Here is a 19,295-nt window from a genome sequence, read left to right as displayed (position 1 = left end):
TGACTGGCTTTTTTATATATCCTGATTTCAGGTTGTATCAGTGATTACGAATCAAGGATAACGAATCAATGTTGAACGTGATTAGCCTTCTTTTAACTCTATCTCTAACTGCTTAGCGACCGCTTCTGGTGAGCTACTATTACGAGCAAACAAGCTATAAGCAACAGGAATAACGATTAAGGTAAAGAAGGTTGCCAGTAAAATGCCTGATAACACCACGACTCCAATAACAAAACGAGTTTCAGCCCCTGCACCACTGGATAACACTAATGGAATAGCCCCTGCCGCAGTCGTAATACCGGTCATTAGAATAGGTCGTAATCGTTGAGTCGAAGCCTGCAAAATCGCTTGTTGAAATTCAACACCACGGTCTCGTAATTGATTGGCAAACTCAACGATTAAAATACCGTTTTTAGCCGCCAAACCAACCAGCATGATAATGCCAATTTGACTGTAAATATTAATACTCTGGCCGGTAAACCATAACCCAATTAACGCCCCTAACGTTGCTAACGGAACGGTTAACATGATCACCATGGGATGAATATAGCTTTCAAACTGAGCTGCGAGCACTAAAAATACAATACCTAATGCGAGTAAGAACACAAAGTTCATCGAGTTACCCGACTCTTGGTAATCTAACGATGGCCCTTTATAACTTATCACCGCTTCTGCAGGCAAATAAGTTGTAGCAAGATCATTGAGATAATCTAACGCTTCACCCAGAGTATAATCATCGGCCAAATTGGCCTCTAAGGTAATAGCACGCATACGATTGTAACGATTTAACGAGCTGGCATCGGCAAACTCTTCAATCGAGACTAAGTTCGATAACGGGATCAGTTCTTGCGAACGATCCGAACGAACGTAAAGATTCTGCATATCCGTAGCAGTACTTTGATTGTCACGATTACCTTCGACAATCACATCATACTCTTCACCATCGCGCATAAAGGTTGTCACCAAGCGCGATCCAAGCATCGACTCTAATGTTCGGCCAATATGCGCAATTGATACCCCTAAATCTGCTGCACGTTCACGGTCAATCACCACTCTTAACTGAGGCTTGGTTTCTTGGTAATCGTGATCTAAACCAATGAGTTTATGATTTTCTTTGGCTTTCTCGAGCATAATGTCACGCCAATCAGCCAGTTCTTCGTAGCTTGGGCCACCAATCACAAACTGCACAGGTTTACCCACACCGCGACCAAAGGCTTGGCGCATTATCGGGAATGCACGAATACCGGCTAAATCTGATAGACGATTACGGATATCGACAATAATTTCATTGGCACTGCGACGTTCAGCCCAATCTTCCAAAACGATAATAGCCATACCGTTAGAAAAGTCTGATGCGGTGCCAAAGCCACGAGGAGCGCGGATCAATAAGCGCTTAATATCGCCACTTTCAACCAAAGGCATTAAGCGGCCTTCAACTTCATCCATGTATTTTTCAATGTATTCAAAGCTGGCACCTTGAGGTCCATTGACCATTAAAAACATCGAGCCACGGTCTTCTTGTGGAGCAAATTCTTGAGGGATTTTATTCAATAAAAAACCACTTAATGCAAACGAGATTAATACGATTAATGACACTAATACAGGTCGCTTAACCCCTGCTTGCAAGCTTATCAAATACCAGCCCGATATCTTGCTCATCATTTTATCGATTTGTTTAACCAGCCAAGGATCTTGTGTTGCAGGCTTTAATAACTTTGAGCACATCATCGGGCTTAATGTTAACGCCACAATACTGGAAAAAATCACAGCCGCACTCATGGTGACCGCAAATTCTTTAAACAGCTTGCCTAAATCGCCCTCTAAGAAGGTAATAGGCATAAATACAGCTACCAGTACCAAAGTCGTTGCCACGATGGCAAAACCCACTTCACGCGCACCTAGAAAGGCTGCTTTAAGCGGAGAATCACCTTCTTCAATCCGTCGATGAATATTCTCTAACATCACAATGGCATCATCAACCACCATACCAATCGCCAGGATCATCGCTAATAGGGTCAGTAAGTTGATGGTATACCCTAGTGCATATAGCACTATAAACGTCCCCATTAAGGATACGGGCACAGTGATGGCTGGAATTAACATCGCCCTCACCGAGCCTAAAAACAAGTAAATAACAATAATCACTAACACCATGGCGATAAACAGTGTTTGATAAACCTCATCAATAGAAGCTTCAATAAACACCGAGCTGTCGTATGAGCGTTTAATCTCCATGCCTGCTGGCAATGTGGGGTTAAGTTTGTCTACCAACGCATTAGCAGCGCGTGCCACTTCAAGGGTGTTAGCGGTAGATTGCTTACTGACCCCTAAACCAATCATTGCCTCTTTGTTACCTCGGAAAATAATCCGCTCTTCCTCGGAGCCGATTTCTACCTTGGCAACATCGCTTAATTTAACTAAATAACCATCATCGCCCTGCATGATCACCAAGTTAGAAAAATCTTCCGCCGTTTTAAATACCCTGTCCAGACGCACGGTAAAATGACGTTCTTTGGATTCAATAGAACCCGCTGGTAACTCAACGTTTTCAGAACGTAATGCAGCTTCGACATCAGATACCGTTAGGTTGCGCGATGCTAATGCTTGGCGATCGATCCAAATTCGCAGCGCATACACTTTGCCGCCACCTAAACGTAACGTTGACACGCCATCGATAACTGAGAATCTATCCACTAAATAACGATTTGCGTAATCAGTCAGCTGCAAGATATCCATTTGGTCGGACACCAAATTGAGCCACATAATGACTTCATCACTGCCGTTAGCTTTGTAAATTGAGGGAGCATCAGCTTCTTCAGGAAGCTGTTCTAATAAACCTGAAATACGATCACGAACATCATTGGTTGCCGCTTCGATATCTCGATTAATATCAAATTCAATGGTAACGCTTGAACGGCCATCACTGCTTGACGAACTTATATGACGGATGCCTTCAACACCACTTATCCTATCTTCGATAAGTTGAGTGATTCGACTTTCAACCACAGAAGCACTGGCGCCACGGTAACTGGTCTCGACCGACACAATTGGCGGATCGATATTTGGATATTCCCGCAAGGGTAATTTATCGAATGATACCAAGCCTAAAACAATCAATAAGATACTAATAACAGATGCAAAAACAGGCCGTTTAACCGATAAGTCAGTTAATATCATGCTGACGTCTCCATGCCTTCTACTTGCGCAAACTTAAAGTTTTCTGCTTGCTCAACTTGAACTTTATCTCCTGGTCGAACTTTTAAAATACCGCGAATAATCACTTGTTGATCAACCTTAAGCCCGTCGGTTATTTCAACCCAGCCACGAGTCCGGCTGCCTAAAGTTACCTGCTGCTGTTCAACAACATTTTCAGCATTTACTACATAAACAAAATGCTTATTTTGAATAGGAATAATTGCGGCTTCAGGTAATAGTAATGCTTCACGACTTTGCTTAATAAGGCGCACTTTCATCAACATGCCGGGCAGTATCTTAAAATCATCATTAGGCATTACCGCGCGTACCACTACCGCTCGAGTATCTGGGTTAACGCGGCTATCAATCGAAGTAACAACGCCTTTAAATATCTGGTCGGGATACGCAACCGCTTTGGCTTCAACGAGTTTGCCTGGTTGTAATTCTTGAATAAAACGCTCTGGCACAGAAAAATCTAATTTAATTTTACTCACATCGTCTAAGGTACTAATTTGCTCACCTGGGGTCACTAAGCTACCCACACTCACTTGGCGTAAACCTAATTTACCTGAAAATGGTGCTTTAATTGCGCGGTCTTCTAGCGCAGCTTTAGCCTGCGCAACTTCTGCACGAGTGGTATCAATTAAACTTTGTAAGCGGTCACGCTCTAATTCAGCAATCGTTTTGCTGGTGACCAATGTACGAATACGATCTAATTCACGTAGATTTTCAACTAACTTAATTTCGGTTACGGCTACTTTTGCTTTATGTTCATCATTTCTCAGTTGTACTAATAACGTCCCTTTTTCAACTAAATCGCCATCGTTGAAATTAATACTAGTGACAATTTCAGTGATTTTGGATGTAACGATAATAGACTCATAGGCTTTACCCGTACCCAATGCTTCGACTTCATCACGAATAGGCATAATCGCCACCTTGGCAACCACAACATTAGGTATGGGTCTTGGACGTTGAACTATCGCTTCTTTAGGAGACAGTAAATAGTAAGCCGACAGTGCAGCTAGCACTATGGCGATCAGTACGATTATCTTTTTCATTTCGAGTCCGTAACCATCAAAGGTTGCATGAATTATATATATGATTTTCTATTTAATGTGATTGTACTTAGCAATAAATCCACATCAAGTTGTTTTACTTTTGCTTACAAATTACGAACAGATTAAACAAATAGTTCACCCTTGGTAAATATGCATTTTATTCACATTTTTAGCGTAATTTATGCATGTTTGGTTATTTATACGCATTATTTGAATATTTAAACAATGAAAATCCAAACTGTTCGACACATGCTGTGACAAATCGAGTTTGGCTTCAGATTCAATCGGGGCATATGTTGCCAGGGATAACGGCTATAAATTTGTACTGCCTAATATTGTTATTGCTCAACAATAAAGCCTGTATGTTAGGGATACTACTTGAAATGGATAATTCAAACTGGGTTGATAGGTGCTGAATAGCGTCCTATTGAATCGAATAAAAATGGTAACTTACAAATGAACAAAATAAAAAGAGACGCTCGATGCGTCTCTTTCCTGCTTAATTACCAAACCATAAACCTTAACGGACTTTACGGTCTTCTTGCATTAGATCAGAGATAATTTTGTACACTTCGGTAATAGACTCATCCGATAACGGTTTGTCTTCTACATCATGCAGTAATATTTTAGTCTGATTAGCATCATCAGTTTCTTTAAGCAGTAAACGATAATTGCCTTTTTTCAATGACAATTTTTCTTCGCTCCACAAAGAGCTCCAGAAACCACCGCTTTCTTCTAAATTAATATAAAACAGGCCTTTGCTGTTATCAGTATCAACAACATCAAAACCCATTTCCGGTAATACTAGGCGTAAACGATCCCATACCGACTTATAGTTTGCTTCGGCTAACCAATAAGCAGATTCAGTAGCGTTAGTGACTAAATCAACTTTAATACCAAGGCTTTGCTCAATTCGTGCAGCACGGATAGATTGATCACGTTTAATGCTCATATAAGCAATAGCATTATTTAGCATATCAGTGGTATAACGACGTTTGTCTTCACCGCTTAATAAAATTTTCTGATCTTTATCATCGTAAAACTCTTGATGCTCAACCAAATCAATCGACACAGAACCAGAACGGCCATGTGGTTTCACATCAACTTGGTAACGATAACGCTGACGCAGTTGATAAACCTTGTCACTGCCCCACCAATTAGATTCAATGATTTCATCATTTTCAATCCAATCTGTTTCAATAAAACCAGCGCTAAGGTCTTCGCTACGAACAGCGATGTTATTTTTGCTTAGATAACCATCAATGACATCAAAAATTTCTTGTTTTAAATCAGTAGTACTTTCAATCGATTCAATCACCACACGAATACTATCACTGCTTTCTTCGATGTGTGTGCCTTCAGCCATTGGCAATACTTGCAATGGCGCACGGATATCAAGATTCTTGCCTACAAGCTGCTTGTTAACGTTATTACCAACAGCAGGTATGTCATATTCTTTGCTATAAGTAGGCGTATTCAAGCCCTGTGGGATCGTCAATAATGGCGTAGTTTCAGCATTAACGAAATCATCATTACCATTGGCCTGACGGCGATCTAATGGCGTACTGCAAGCTGATACAGCTGCAACAAGGAGTAACGGAGTGACTTTCTTTAACATGAATTTATTTTACCTCAATATGAGCTTGTTTCATTGTTTCTATTAACAGACCATGAAACTGCTCAGAAAGTTCAGTTAAAGGTAAACGAATATGACCATTAGCTATCAAACCCATTCGATGAACAGCCCATTTCACTGGAATTGGGTTGGCTTCACAAAATAACGAGCGATAAATACCCGTTAATGGTTGATCGATTGATTCAGCTAATTGTGCATTTTTGGCTAATGCAGCATCACACATGGCTTTAAACGCATGTGGAACAATATTATTTGCCACTGAAATCACGCCATTACCGCCCAGCAATAAAAACTCACGTGCTGTGGCATCATCGCCGCTATAAAGTAAAAAGTCTTCACCACAAAGTTCACGTAAACGCGCAACACGGCTTAAATCACCGGTGGCTTCTTTTACACCAATAATATTACTGACACTTGATAATTCAGCCACTGTTTCTGGTTTCATATCAACAGCAGTACGGCCTGGTACATTATAAAGAATTTGAGGAATATCAGTACTTGCAGCAACCGCCGTATAATGGGCAATTAATCCCTTAGGCGACGGTTTATTGTAATAAGGAGTCACGCCAAGCATGGCAACAACACCCGATTTTTGCATTGATTTGGTTAACTCAATCGCTTCTGCAGTGGCATTGGCGCCATTACCACCAATCACAGGAATACGACCTGATGCAAACTTAACAGTTTGGCTGACAACAGCCGCATGCTCTGTCATAGGCAGAGTTGCAGACTCGCCTGTAGTACCGACCGCGACAATGGCATCAGTACCTTGTTCAATATGGAACTCAACAAGTCTTTCAAGACTTGCATAATCTACTGTGCCATCACTATTCATTGGTGTGATTAAGGCTACGATGCTTCCGTTTATCATCTATCTTCCCCACGGTTTCAGGATTCGCTATGTTACTGATGCCAACCACTAATGACAAGCTCTACGGTAACCATAATCTGAAATAAGTCATTTATGCTATTTAATGCAGCGTAACCTAGCATCTTTGAAGCCATAGCGCTAAAAAATAATCACATTTATGTGAGTGATATAGGTTACTATATTGAGGTGTTTTAGTGAAAAATGATAGCATTAGCACCCGCACCAAAACTGACATGCTTCGGCATAAGTTTTCGCTCTAAGATATCAAAAAGTGAGGAAAATCCATGACCAATTATCTGGTCGTTACGGCAATGGGCGCAGACCGCCCAGGATTAGTGAGTCGTTTAGCGCGTTTAGCAAGTGATTGTGATTGCGATATAGTCGACAGTCGTATGGCATTATTTGGTAATGAATTTACCCTAATTATGATGATATCTGGCTCCTGGTCAGCTATAACAAAAATTGAAAGCTTATTGCCTGTGCTGAGTGTAGAACTTGAACTCATGACGGTCATGAAGCGAACGTCCAAACATACCCCAAAAAACTTTGTGTCTCGTATTGAAGTGATATTCAATGGTGAAGACCAACGCGGAACTATGAAGAGCATTACCCAGTTTTTGGCCGAAAGAGGCCTCGACTTAGCAGCTGTGCGCTCCCATGCGGATGACAATGATAGTCTTAAAACTCAGTCTATTTTATTAGCAATCAATATCCCTGATAAAATCAACCTATTGAAGCTTGAACAAGGTATTCATGAACTGGCCGAGTCTATGTCTCTAGAGTGCAGCATCAAGCGCATGCAGGGTATTGCCGCGCCATAACGACTCAGTTCACCTCTCGTTGATGTGAACCTTGTACGTGCTGATAACGTAATATCTGTATTTATCTGATAAAGGATCAATCATGAACACATTAAACGTTGGTGATACTGCACCAAATTTTACTCTGCAAAATCAAGCAGGTGAAGCGGTATCACTGCAAGACACCTTGTCTAAAGGTCCTGTGCTAGTGTATTTCTACCCTAAAGCATCAACTCCTGGTTGCACAGTGCAAGCACAAGGCCTGCGCGATATCAAAACACAACTTGATGGTTTGAAGGTAACAGTATTCGGCATTAGCCCAGATCCTGTGGCTAAACTGGCCAAATTTGCCGACAAACAACAACTCAACTTCACGTTACTCAGTGATGAAGACCATGCGGTTGCTGATGGTTTTGGCGTATGGGGAGAGAAAAAATTTATGGGTAAAATTTACGATGGCATTCATCGCTTAAGTTTTATCGTCGGTACTGATGGCAAAATCAGCCATGTGTTGAATAAATTCAAAACTAAAGATCACCATGAAGTGGTTCTGGCCACGTTAGCTAAGTAACCTGAGCTCGGGATAATAAACGCCTTTCAAACAGCCCTTTGTCCTGCTAACTGTGTTGAATCGACTTACTATAGGCTAGCTATTGACGCGTCAATTCGCCTTGCTAGCATAACAAATGACAAGCTTGAAAGTGAGCTTGGTTAACATGCTGATTTTAAATAGCTAAGTTCATTCCTTATCCCGAGTTCAGGTTAAGTAATTTACTAGAGGTTTCTTCCTCCGATAAGTTTTACGCTTCATGAAGTAATAAAAAAGGGCTTAGCAATAAATTGCTAAGCCCTTTTTAGTGACTGCTATTTCAAATATCGACACCAAACCGTTAACGCCTAAGCGCTAACATTTACACCGTTTTAGCATCTATACTGTTTTAATATCTATATCATTTTAGTATCTATACCGTTTTAGTATCGCTCGATTGCTGTGGCTTTTCTTCGTCGGCTGCAGTCTCTGCATCACTCGGCTCACTTGCAGCGCTTGCAGCTTGTTTAGCCTTCTCTTGTGCGGCTAACTCTTTGGCTAGAATAGCTGTTTCTTGCTTCACTAATGCAGCCTCTTCATCAGCTAATAAGCGGGCTTTTTCTTGTTGTTCAAATAGCGCTAGCTCTTCTTCTTTACGGCGTGCTTTTTCAATAGTGCGTTGCTCGGCTTCTTGTGCTTCGCGAACAGCTCTTGCTTCAGCGGCCACTTTTGCTTCTGCTTCGGCGGCTATTTTAGCTTGGCGGTCGGCTTCGTCATCTAATGCTCGCTGAATAACAGCTTGGTCTTGCGCTTCTTGTGGCAATAAGCTTATTAACTCTATACCCACTGGTAACACTATCGTTTCAACACCAGATATGACTTTAACCTTGCCTTCTTTAGTTAAATAAACCAATGGCATAGCTGTATCACCATAACGTTTTTTGAAATGGTCATAGGTAAAGTTTTCAGTAATATTGGTAATTTTCAATACTGCGCCTTTAGCCATTAAACTGGCAATTTTGGCGTAAGATATATTCTCACCAAATAAACATAAGCGCTTGAGATAAGATTCAGACAACTGATGACGAGCACTGGCGCTGTCAGCGTTGTTTAAACCATAGACTTTTTCGGTGCCCATTAAATCTTGAAAGTGAAACGTCACCAACGGATTTAATTGACGGTATGGCGACATCACAAGCACTCGACCAATACCACTTAAGTCCATGAAATTAGATGCATGCTCTGACGCTGGGTTACCAAAATACACCGGAATATTGTCCATGCGCGCTTGGCGAATGCTATCCCAGTTGTTATCCGCTAGAATCACCTTAATATTTTTCGAAATTAAAATAGAAGCTAATTCACGCGAGAATTTAGACGCACCAAAGATTAACACTCCTTGATTAGAGCCCTCTTTCACGCCTAAAAACTTAGCCCAACGACCGGCAGTTAAGCTTTGAATCACCACCGTACCAATAATAATTAAGAATACTAACGGTACAATTGAACTGGCACCTTCTAAGCCAACTGTTTCAAGTTTTATGGCAAATAATGATGAAATAGCCGCTGCAACAATACCGCGAGGCGCAACCCAACTTAAAAACCACTTGTCATTAGACGACAAATTGGTGCCTAAGCCTGAAATCCAAATACTGAGTGGACGAGCAATAAACATCGCTACTAAAAGCACCCCGACACCACCAAGTCCTAGATCAAGCATGGCGCCAGAATCCAGACGTGCCGCCAACAAAATAAACAACGCAGAAATCAGTAGTACAGTTAGGGTTTCTTTAAATTCTAAAATGTCAGCAATATCAACGCCGCGCATGTTTGCTAACCAAATACCCATTACCGTTACCGTTAACAGGCCAGACTCTTCTTGTAAAATGTTCGAACCAACAAAAATACCCAGCATAATGGTTAATACTGCGGTGTTGCGTAAGTAATGCGGGAACAAGTTTTTACGGATAGCTAAACCCGTTAAGTAACCGCCTGCTGCACCTAAGCCAAAACCAAGCACTAAGGTTAAGCCTAATGCATTCAATACGTGTGTGGTTGGGTCGGCTGTAACGGCGATATATTCAAATACCAATACAGCAAGTAACGCACCGATAGGATCAATAACGATGCCTTCCCAGCGTAATATACTGGCTAAATTTGATTTAGGTTGCACCGTACGCAACATAGGCACAATAACGGTTGGACCTGTCACCACCACTAATGCGCCAAATAACATGGCAATTGCCCAGTCAAAGCCAAGCAAATAATGCGCTGCAGGTGCAATGCACGCCCAGGTAATAAATGCGCCGATAGTGACAAGGTGGGTCACCATTCGTCCATGTTCTTTAATTTCTTTAAAGTTAAGTGTCAGCGCACCTTCAAACAGGATGACCGCAACACCTAACGAAATAATAGGAAACAATAAATCACCAAAGATTTCATCTGGGTCTAATATTCCTAATCCTGGCCCTAACAGTAAACCACATAATAAAAGTGGTAAAATTGCTGGCAGACGTAACTTCCAACCAACCCATTGACACAAAAGCGATAACACACCGATTAATGCCAGCATGCCTGTAATGTGTTCAACCATAATTGTTTCCTTTTGTATTGCTATCATTGCCAATGACTAACTTAAAATAAGCAATGCGACTCACGTTAATATCGTGCTCTAAATGCATTCAACTCGACTGTTTTATAACAACTTAATCAGCCAAATCATCAATTGATGATTAATCTATTGTGATTAATCAATCTTCTATTAATCGATAAAACCTACTGATATTTCCTTTTATTACATCATAATTACATGATGCTTATATGTCTGAACCCGTAAAAAGCAGCTGACAAAATTCAGCATATAACATACTAATTTAACAATAGGATCAAGGCTTTTTTTGACCAATATCACATTTTATATCTTTTGGATATTTTTGGGATAAACATCTGATTTACATAAGCAAAAGACAATATAAGTTTAAACGCTAATCAATTGTTTTTTTTATCTATTAATCCCGTATAAACAAAAACCTCAGCAAAAGCTGAGGTTTTATTTATAACATATACATAACGTGATTATTGTGGAATGCTCACCTTACCTTCCATTAATACTCGCGCACTTCGGCTCATAATAGCCTTTTTAACTTGCCATTGACCTTGCACTAACACCGCTTGAGCACCCACGCGTAGCGTGCCAGATGGATGACCAAAACGAACCGCACTCAGCTCACCACCGCCAGCAGCCAAATTAACTAATGTGCCAGGAATCGCCGCGGCAGTGCCAATGGCCACTGCTGCTGTGCCCATCATCGCATGATGCAGTTTACCCATAGAAAGGGCCCGCACGACCAGATCGATATCGTCAGTATTAACCGCTTTGCCACTGGATGAAATATAACCCGCAGCAGGCGCAACAAAAGCCACTTTAGGGGTATGTTGACGAGCCGCCGCTTCATCAATATGGTTGATTAAGCCCATTTTTACCGCACCATAAGCCCGAATAGTTTCAAACATGGCTAAGGCTTTATCGTCATTATTAATGTCATCTTGCAACTCAGTACCTTGATACTGAATATCGGCTGCATTAATAAAAATGGTTGGAATGCCCGCATTAATCATGGTGGCGTTAAAGGTCCCGACGCCTGGTACGTCAAGTGCATCGACCACGTTACCTGTAGGAAACATAGCGCCATTACCGTCGGCAGGATCTAAAAACTCCACTTGCACTTCAGCTGCGGGAAACGTCACACCATCAAGTTCAAAATCACCGGTTTCTTGTACTTCACCGTTGGTAATAGGGACATGAGCAATAATGGTTTTATGAATATTGGCTTGCCAAATACGCACAATTGCGGTGCCATTTTCAGGCACTCGGCTTGGATCGATTAAACCATTACTAATGGCAAATGAACCGACCGCCGCGGTTAAATTACCGCAGTTTCCGCTCCAATCAACAAACGGCTTATCAATCGATACTTGACCAAATAAATAATCAACATCGTGATCAGCTTGAGTACTTTTAGATAAGATAACCGTTTTACTGGTACTTGACGTTGCTCCACCCATACCATCGGTGTGTTTACCGTAAGGATCGGGACTGCCAATAACACGCAATAATATTGCATCACGAGCTGCACCAGCCACTTGAGCGGCTGCAGGCAAGTCAGTCAGGCTGAAAAACACCCCTTTACTGGTGCCGCCGCGCATATAAGTCGCTGGAATTTTCATTTGTGGTAAATGAGCCATCACATATTCCTAAAATAACAAAAGACCAAAGCGGCAGCCCATCAATAAGCTTATAAACTGCCGATTAAGTAAGGCACTAACACTAGGTTATTGCCAAACCAACACTCACTTATTACCCCGAATTATGGTTAATTAGTTTCGTTGGCTAAAAAGTCCTGAGCAAAACGTTGTAATACACCGCCCGCTTCATAAATTGACAACTCTTCGCCAGTGTCTACACGACACTTAACCGGAATGGTCACTTGTTCACCGTTTTTGCGGGTCATGATCACATTTAACATTGCGCCCGGATTACGATCACCTACAACATCATAGGTTTCCGTGCCATCGATATGATAAGTATGTCGATTATGGCCTGCAGTGAACTCTAGCGGTAGCACGCCCATACCGACTAAGTTAGTACGGTGAATACGCTCAAAGCCTTCAGCAACAATCACTTCAACCCCAGCAAGACGCACACCTTTTGCCGCCCAGTCACGTGACGAACCTTGGCCATAGTCTGCACCAGCAATAATAATCAGTGGTTGCTTACGTTCCATATAGGTTTCAATCGCTTCCCACATGCGAGTGACTTGGCCTTCAGGCTCTATGCGCGCCAATGATCCTTGCTTAACCTTGCCGTTTTCCTGCACCATTTCGTTAAACAGTTTAGGGTTAGCAAAGGTGGCACGCTGCGCAGTTAAGTGATCGCCACGATGAGTGGCATAAGAGTTAAAATCAGCTTCTGGCAAGCCCATTTTATCTAGGTATGCCCCTGCCGCACTGTCGAGCATAATCGCATTTGACGGCGATAAATGATCGGTAGTGATATTGTCACCGAGTACGGCTAATGGACGCATACCTTTCATGGTGCGCTCACTCGCCAAAGCTCCGTCCCAATAAGGTGGTCGGCGAATATAAGTACTTTGTGGACGCCAATCATATTGCGGATTTACGTGGCTACCATACTCGACTTTAATGTCGAACATTGGCTCATAGACTTTACGGAATTGCTCAGGCTTAACGCTTGCTTTAACAACTGCATCGATTTCTTCATCGGTTGGCCAAATATCTTTTAACGTGACAGCTTGACCTTGGTTATCGATACCTAAGATATCTTTTTCAATATCAAAACGAATCGTACCGGCAATGGCATAAGCAATGACCAAAGGTGGTGATGCTAAAAAGGCTTGTTTCGCATAAGGATGAATACGGCCATCAAAGTTACGATTGCCCGACAACACTGCGGTAGCGTATAAGTCGCGATCAATCACTTCTTGTTGAATAACCGGATCAAGCGCGCCGCTCATGCCGTTACACGTGGTACAGGCAAAGCCGACAATGCCAAAGCCTAAGTTTTCAAGCTCAGGTAATAAGCCTGCTTCTTCTAAATACAATTGCACTGCTTTAGAGCCAGGCGCAAGCGATGATTTCACCCAAGGTTTACGTAATAATCCACGGGCATTGGCATTGCGAGCCAATAAACCGGCAGCAATCATGTTGCGCGGGTTACTGGTGTTAGTACAACTGGTAATAGCGGCAATAATCACTGCACCACCGGGCATTTTACCGGGTTCGTTTTCAACCACACCACTAATGCCACGCGCCGCTAATTCAGATGTCGGCACCCGACTGTGTGGATTAGACGGGCCTGCAATGTTACGGCCAACAGATGACAAGTCAAAGTGCAATACTCGCTCATACACAGCATTAGTTAAGGTATCAGCCCATAAGCCCGCTTGTTTGGCATAGGTTTCAACTAGTTTAACTTGTGCATCTTCACGACCGGTTAACGTTAGATAATCGATAGTTTGTTTATCGATATAAAACATCGCCGCGGTGGCGCCGTATTCAGGCGTCATGTTAGTAATAGTAGCGCGATCGCCAAGGGTTAAATGGGTGGTCCCTTCGCCATAAAACTCAAGATACGATGACACAACTTTTTGCGCTCGCAAGTATTCAGTTAACGCCAGAACAATATCGGTAGCAGTAATGCCAGGTTGTGGCTTACCCGTTACTTCAACACCAACAATTTCCGGTAAACGCATGTATGAGGCACGGCCGAGCATGACGCTTTCGGCTTCTAAACCGCCCACACCAATGGCTATAACGCCTAACGCATCAACATGAGGTGTATGACTGTCGGTGCCGACTAAGGTGTCAGGAAACGCCACACCATTTTGAGCATGCACCACTGGCGACATACGCTCTAAGTTAATTTGATGCATGATGCCGTTACCCGGTTGGATAACATCAACGTTTTTAAATGCCGTTTTGGTCCAATTGATGAAATGGAAACGGTCTTCATTACGGCGGTCTTCAATGGCGCGGTTTTTCTCAAACGCGTCTTTTTCAAAACCGGCATGCTCAACCGCCAGCGAGTGATCGACAATCAATTGAGTCGGTACTACTGGGTTCACTTTTGAGGGGTCACCGCCTTTTTCAGCAATCGCATCACGCAGACCCGCTAAGTCGACTAATGCGGTTTGGCCTAAAATATCATGACAAACCACACGGGCTGGATACCACGGAAAATCAAGGTCATTTTTACGTTCAATCAGCTGCTTTAACGAATCAGTAAGCATGTCAGGTGAGCAGCGACGGACTAAGTTCTCGGCAAACACACGAGAACAATAAGGTAGTTTGGCGTAGGCTCCAGCTTCAATCGCATCTACAGCCTCTTGGGTGTCAAAATAATCTAATTGGGTGCCAGGTAAGGCTTTACGGTATTGAGTATTCATAACTTCATCCACAATAAATATGAAAGGAATAAGCGCTAATCTATATCGAAAAAAGCCGAGTCATCATAACGAGACTCGGCATGCTGATTAACGTTGGCTAATAGGCGCCACTTTACGAGGCTCACTGCCCACATAATCTGCACTTGGACGAATAATGCGGTTGTTCGATCGCTGCTCCATTACATGTGCAGCCCAACCGGTTAAACGTGAACAAACGAAGATTGGCGTAAATAACTTAGTTGGAATGCCCATAAAATGATAAGCAGAGGCATGGAAGAAATCTGCATTGCAGAATAACTTTTTGGTGTCCCACATAAACTCTTCACACGCGACAGAAATGTCATATAAAGAGGTGTCACCGTTTTCATGGGCCAGCTTTTCAGACCACTTTTTGATAATCACATTACGAGGATCAGACTCGCTATAAATAGCATGACCAAAGCCCATGATTTTTTCTTTGCGTTCTAACATTAATGCCATCTGCACTTTAGCATCGGCTGGCGAGCTGAACTTTTGGATCATGTCCATCGCCGCTTCATTAGCACCACCGTGCAGTGGACCACGTAATGAACCAATCGCACCAGTAACACAAGAATACATATCCGATAAAGTTGAGGCACATACACGCGCGGTAAAGGTTGATGCGTTGAACTCATGCTCTGCATACAAAATCAACGACACATCCATTACACGGCGATGTTGCGCTGACGGCGTTTCACCGCGAAGCAGTTTAAGAAAATGTCCACCCAGAGAATCTTCATCTGTGGTGCAATCAATCTCAACACCGTCATGAGTGTAACGGTACCAATAACACATGATGGCCGGAAATGCGGCTAATAAGCGGTTCGACGCTTTGTGTTGCTGAGTGAAATCGACTTCTGGCTCAAGGTTACCTAAAAACGAGCAACCAGTTCGCATAACATCCATTGGATGAGCATCAGCAGGAATTAATTTTAATACCGCTTTTAGTGCATCGGGTAAATCACGCTGCGCTTTTAATTCTGCTTTATATGCAGTTAGCTGAGCCTGGTTTGGTAACTCGCCGTTAAATAATAAATAAGCGACTTCTTCAAAGGTAGCGTTATCAGCTAAATCAGATACATCGTAACCGCAGTACGTTAGGCCTGAACCTGATTTACCGACAGTACATAATTTTGTTTCGCCAGCACTCTGACCGCGTAATCCTGCGCCTGATAATTTCTTGTCTACCATGATATCTTCCTTCTTATGCTTTTCGCGATTTAACCATGCTAAATCGCGATTGTAGGGTATTGTTATTTTAGTTGTAATCGAGTCTTGCTGTCGTACTGAGGCCGTTATTTATTTTTGCCTTCGGCAAACAAACTGTCTAATTTTTGTTCATAATCGTGATAACCCAAATAGTCGTATAAATCCATACGAGTTTGCATGGTATCTACCACTGCTTTTTGGTCGCCATCGGTTAAAATAGCACTGTAAACATTTTCAGCTGCTTTGTTCATCGCACGGAATGCACTCAATGGGTATAACACCATTGCCGCGCCCCACTCGCCTAATTGTTGCTTATTCCATAATTCAGTTTGGCCAAACTCAGTAATGTTAGCCAAAATAGGCACATCTAATGCTTCAGCAAAGGCGCGGTAATGCTCTTCAGTTTTAATTGCTTCAGCAAAAATACCGTCAGCACCCGCTGCCACGTACGCTTTAGCACGTTCGATAGCGGCTTCTAACCCTTCTTGAGCAAACGAGTCTGTGCGCGCCATAATGAAAAAGTCTGGGTCAGTACGGGCATCAACCGCCGCTTTAATACGGTCGACCATTTCTTCTACTGGCACTATTTCTTTATTTGGACGATGACCACAACGCTTTTGCGCCACTTGGTCTTCCATGTGTACCGCTGCTGCGCCAGCCTTTTCCATATCACGAATGGTTTTGGCAATGTTAAATGCCCCGCCCCAACCCGTATCAATGTCCACCAACAAAGGTAAATCACAGGCTGACGTAATACGTTGCACATCAACCAACACATCATTTAACGATGTCATGCCTAAGTCGGGTAAACCATAAGAGGCGTTAGCCACTCCGCCACCAGACAAGTAAATGGCTTGATGACCAATTTGCTTTGCCATCATGGCGGCATAAGCATTAATGGTACCGACAATTTGCAGTGGTTTGTTGTTAGCTAATGCTTGACGAAATTTTTTACCTGCGCTCATGATATTTTCCTTATATGCAATTATGACCGTGGGCGTAACACGCCACACGCAAGACATTACGATAATTTGTGTTCGATATTATTTTTAGAATACATAATATGGCGACGCATCAGCATTTCAGCCAATTCTGCATCACGGTTTAAAATGGCCTGAACAATGTGTTTGTGTTCATCATAAGCGGTGGTCACACGCGGACCCGCCATGCCAAGTTGTACGCGATACATGCGCACTAAATGATAAATGCCATCAAACAGCATTGAAATTAGGTGTTTGTTTTTACTGCCTAAAATAATTCGATAATGAAAATCAACATCACCGGCTTCTTGATAATAAGACTCGCCCCCTTTGACCTCGTCAAAGTGAGATTGTAATAAACGGTTTAAATCGGCAATTTCGTCATCGGTCATGTTCTTTGCCGCTAAACGTGCCGCCATGCCTTCGAGTGATTCACGCACTTGATACAGTTCTATCAACCCTTGTGGAGATAACGCCACCACACGAGCGCCTACGTTGGCTTTACGCTCAACAATATGACACGACTCTAAGCGGTTAATGGCTTCACGGATCACGGCTCTACTCACTGCATACTTTGTCGACAATTCAGTTTCGCTCAATTTAGAGCCGGCCTGAATACGACCTTCGACTATATCGTCTCTAAGGGCTACAAAGGTCTTATCTGCAGAAGTAATCGGCTGGATCATATTCATACCTTGGATAATAAAAACTGACATTAAAAAACAGCTACACAAAACAAGTTGTCGACAATATAGCACCTTTAAATCGTATAACAACCCCAAAATGCACTTTTTGTCGACAATTAATCCAATTCATCATAAAGCGTTAGCTATTACCAATTTATGACACCACTCAATAAACCTTAAGTCAGCCCATGCTAATATTAGCCACCACGGTATAACTCATCACGCCTTTGTGGTTCGATGATTACTCAGCTATCTGTACACACTATGTTGGGTTACACTCCTCTTTATAAAGTGATTGAGACATCGATTAATCCAACAATAAATAGAGCAATAAATACAATAAGGGTCTCTTGATGAGCCAACATTTAGCCTGCCAACTTGAATTGATCCATTTGTTTGTCCATGTCGTTAATGCCGGTGGTTTTTCATCTGCAGCACAAGAGTTAAAGTTGCCCATTGCCACTGTTAGCCGCAAAATTAGCAAATTAGAACAAAGCCTCAATACTCAGTTGATAATGCGCAGCACCCGTAAACTTCGATTAACTGAAGAAGGTGGGGCATTATTTGACCGTTACTATAATGTGGTGGCGCAATTTGATCGTATTTGTGGTCAAACTATTAATGAGCCGCAAAGTACCTTACGGATATCGACACCCGTTTCGATAACCTCGATGATATTAATTGAGGCCATCAATGACTTTTCCAAACAACATCCGCACATTCAACTGCACATCACCCAAAATAACAGCACCATTGATTTGATAGATGAAGGAGTCGATGTCGCCATTGTCGGTGGCGCACAACCAGACTCATCTTGGGTATCAACATCGTTGGGAGTATTAAATTACGGCCTGTATGCATCACCTGAGTATGCCAAGCAACTCATTGAGCTTCGCCACCCGCAGCAGCTAGTTGATTATCAGTTAATTAAAGTGTGGCCGCTATTTAACTGGACCTTAAAACATCACAGTGGTGAGCAGTATTATTACGATGGACCCGCTAAATTAACCCTAGGGGATTTACACGGCGCAATTCGGGCAACTGTCGGTGATGGCGGGATTTTATACGGACCAGAATTATTTGTTAAACCACAACTATTGAATCAAGAGCTAGTGCCTGTGTTAGCAGATTGGGCTGGTGAGCATCGGCGGATCAGTATTTTGTATCATCAACGTCGCCAGCAACCCTTAAAAGTAAAATTGTTTATTGAGTTTATTCAGCAACGTGCTGCCACTATCTTCGACTTGTTCTAACTCGATTCGATTTTCGATGCTTAGATGCTTAGATGCTTAGAGTTTGAAGTGAAAGTTAAATCTACATTCGAATCTACATTCGAATCTAC

At 42.4% G+C, this 19,295-nt stretch carries 13 protein-coding genes; 3 read left to right on the top strand and 10 right to left on the bottom strand.

The window, feature by feature from the left end:
• Positions 1-81 precede the first annotated feature (81 nt).
• The 4 genes from H5125_RS11860 to dapA form a co-directional block, all read right to left on the bottom strand.
• Positions 82-3,177 carry an efflux RND transporter permease subunit gene (locus tag H5125_RS11860; RefSeq protein ID WP_162023019.1) on the bottom strand — a complete coding sequence of 1,032 codons (3,096 nt, stop codon included), beginning with the start codon at positions 3,175-3,177 and terminating at the stop codon, positions 82-84.
• On the bottom strand, positions 3,174-4,256 hold the full coding sequence (locus tag H5125_RS11855; protein WP_182744323.1) for an efflux RND transporter periplasmic adaptor subunit: 1,083 nt from the start codon (positions 4,254-4,256) through the stop codon (positions 3,174-3,176). Before H5125_RS11855 ends, H5125_RS11860 begins: the two co-directional genes overlap by 4 nt.
• A gap of 520 nt (positions 4,257-4,776) precedes the next feature.
• Complete coding sequence (gene bamC / locus H5125_RS11850; protein WP_101088414.1) at positions 4,777-5,874, bottom strand: outer membrane protein assembly factor BamC; 1,098 nt, start codon at positions 5,872-5,874, stop codon at positions 4,777-4,779.
• Between the two features lie 4 nt (positions 5,875-5,878).
• Entirely contained in the window at positions 5,879-6,763 is an 885-nt protein-coding gene (gene dapA, locus H5125_RS11845) for a 4-hydroxy-tetrahydrodipicolinate synthase (protein ID WP_101088415.1), read from the bottom strand.
• Positions 6,764-7,047: 284 nt separating this feature from the next.
• Here dapA and H5125_RS11840 point away from each other — a divergent pair, with 284 nt between their 5' ends.
• Both H5125_RS11840 and bcp read left to right on the top strand, forming a co-directional pair.
• Positions 7,048-7,584: a glycine cleavage system protein R gene (locus H5125_RS11840; protein ID WP_101088416.1), complete on the top strand. Its 537-nt coding sequence runs from the start codon at positions 7,048-7,050 to the stop codon at positions 7,582-7,584.
• An 82-nt stretch (positions 7,585-7,666) separates the two neighbouring features.
• Positions 7,667-8,134, top strand: coding sequence for a thioredoxin-dependent thiol peroxidase (bcp, locus tag H5125_RS11835; RefSeq protein WP_101088417.1), 468 nt, complete (start codon positions 7,667-7,669; stop codon positions 8,132-8,134).
• Between the two features lie 391 nt (positions 8,135-8,525).
• Here the strand turns inward: bcp and H5125_RS11830 are convergent, their stop codons facing one another.
• From H5125_RS11830 to H5125_RS11805, 6 genes are all read right to left on the bottom strand, one after another.
• Positions 8,526-10,685 (bottom strand): cation:proton antiporter, encoded by a 2,160-nt coding sequence (locus tag H5125_RS11830; protein WP_182744322.1) that lies wholly within the window; start codon positions 10,683-10,685, stop codon positions 8,526-8,528.
• Positions 10,686-11,167: 482 nt separating this feature from the next.
• Positions 11,168-12,337, bottom strand: a complete 1,170-nt coding sequence (gene prpF, locus H5125_RS11825; RefSeq protein WP_182744321.1) for a 2-methylaconitate cis-trans isomerase PrpF — start codon at positions 12,335-12,337, stop codon at positions 11,168-11,170.
• 128 nt (positions 12,338-12,465) lie between these two features.
• Positions 12,466-15,057 (bottom strand): Fe/S-dependent 2-methylisocitrate dehydratase AcnD, encoded by a 2,592-nt coding sequence (gene acnD, locus H5125_RS11820; protein ID WP_182744320.1) that lies wholly within the window; start codon positions 15,055-15,057, stop codon positions 12,466-12,468.
• Between the two features lie 87 nt (positions 15,058-15,144).
• Positions 15,145-16,269 (bottom strand): 2-methylcitrate synthase, encoded by a 1,125-nt coding sequence (gene prpC / locus H5125_RS11815; protein WP_101088421.1) that lies wholly within the window; start codon positions 16,267-16,269, stop codon positions 15,145-15,147.
• A gap of 104 nt (positions 16,270-16,373) precedes the next feature.
• Positions 16,374-17,252 (bottom strand): methylisocitrate lyase, encoded by an 879-nt coding sequence (gene prpB / locus H5125_RS11810; RefSeq protein WP_011637321.1) that lies wholly within the window; start codon positions 17,250-17,252, stop codon positions 16,374-16,376.
• Between the two features lie 56 nt (positions 17,253-17,308).
• Positions 17,309-17,953, bottom strand: a complete 645-nt coding sequence (locus H5125_RS11805; protein WP_392342035.1) for a GntR family transcriptional regulator — start codon at positions 17,951-17,953, stop codon at positions 17,309-17,311.
• Between the two features lie 353 nt (positions 17,954-18,306).
• On the opposite strand from H5125_RS11805, the gene H5125_RS11800 reads away from it, so the two are divergent.
• Positions 18,307-19,206 carry a LysR family transcriptional regulator gene (locus tag H5125_RS11800; RefSeq protein WP_182744319.1) on the top strand — a complete coding sequence of 300 codons (900 nt, stop codon included), beginning with the start codon at positions 18,307-18,309 and terminating at the stop codon, positions 19,204-19,206.
• The last annotated feature ends 89 nt before the right edge of the window (positions 19,207-19,295 follow it).

Source organism: Shewanella sp. SR44-4 (assembly GCF_014163715.1).
Classification (GTDB): Bacteria; Pseudomonadota; Gammaproteobacteria; order Enterobacterales; family Shewanellaceae; genus Shewanella.
Note: the sequence above shows the minus strand (reverse complement) of the source record. Positions and strands in the feature narration are given on the sequence as shown.

Bases quoted from the DNA above. Each gene is read 5' to 3' on its own strand.
- H5125_RS11860 (WP_162023019.1), bottom strand. From the start codon at position 3,177: ATGATATTAACTGACTTATCGGTTAAACGGCCTGTTTTTGCATCTGTT.
- H5125_RS11855 (WP_182744323.1), bottom strand. From the start codon at position 4,256: ATGAAAAAGATAATCGTACTGATCGCCATAGTGCTAGCTGCACTGTCG.
- bamC (WP_101088414.1), bottom strand. From the start codon at position 5,874: ATGTTAAAGAAAGTCACTCCGTTACTCCTTGTTGCAGCTGTATCAGCT.
- dapA (WP_101088415.1), bottom strand. From the start codon at position 6,763: ATGATAAACGGAAGCATCGTAGCCTTAATCACACCAATGAATAGTGAT.
- H5125_RS11840 (WP_101088416.1), top strand. From the start codon at position 7,048: ATGACCAATTATCTGGTCGTTACGGCAATGGGCGCAGACCGCCCAGGA.
- bcp (WP_101088417.1), top strand. From the start codon at position 7,667: ATGAACACATTAAACGTTGGTGATACTGCACCAAATTTTACTCTGCAA.
- H5125_RS11830 (WP_182744322.1), bottom strand. From the start codon at position 10,685: ATGGTTGAACACATTACAGGCATGCTGGCATTAATCGGTGTGTTATCG.
- prpF (WP_182744321.1), bottom strand. From the start codon at position 12,337: ATGGCTCATTTACCACAAATGAAAATTCCAGCGACTTATATGCGCGGC.
- acnD (WP_182744320.1), bottom strand. From the start codon at position 15,057: ATGAATACTCAATACCGTAAAGCCTTACCTGGCACCCAATTAGATTAT.
- prpC (WP_101088421.1), bottom strand. From the start codon at position 16,269: ATGGTAGACAAGAAATTATCAGGCGCAGGATTACGCGGTCAGAGTGCT.
- prpB (WP_011637321.1), bottom strand. From the start codon at position 17,252: ATGAGCGCAGGTAAAAAATTTCGTCAAGCATTAGCTAACAACAAACCA.
- H5125_RS11805 (WP_392342035.1), bottom strand. From the start codon at position 17,953: ATGATCCAGCCGATTACTTCTGCAGATAAGACCTTTGTAGCCCTTAGA.
- H5125_RS11800 (WP_182744319.1), top strand. From the start codon at position 18,307: ATGAGCCAACATTTAGCCTGCCAACTTGAATTGATCCATTTGTTTGTC.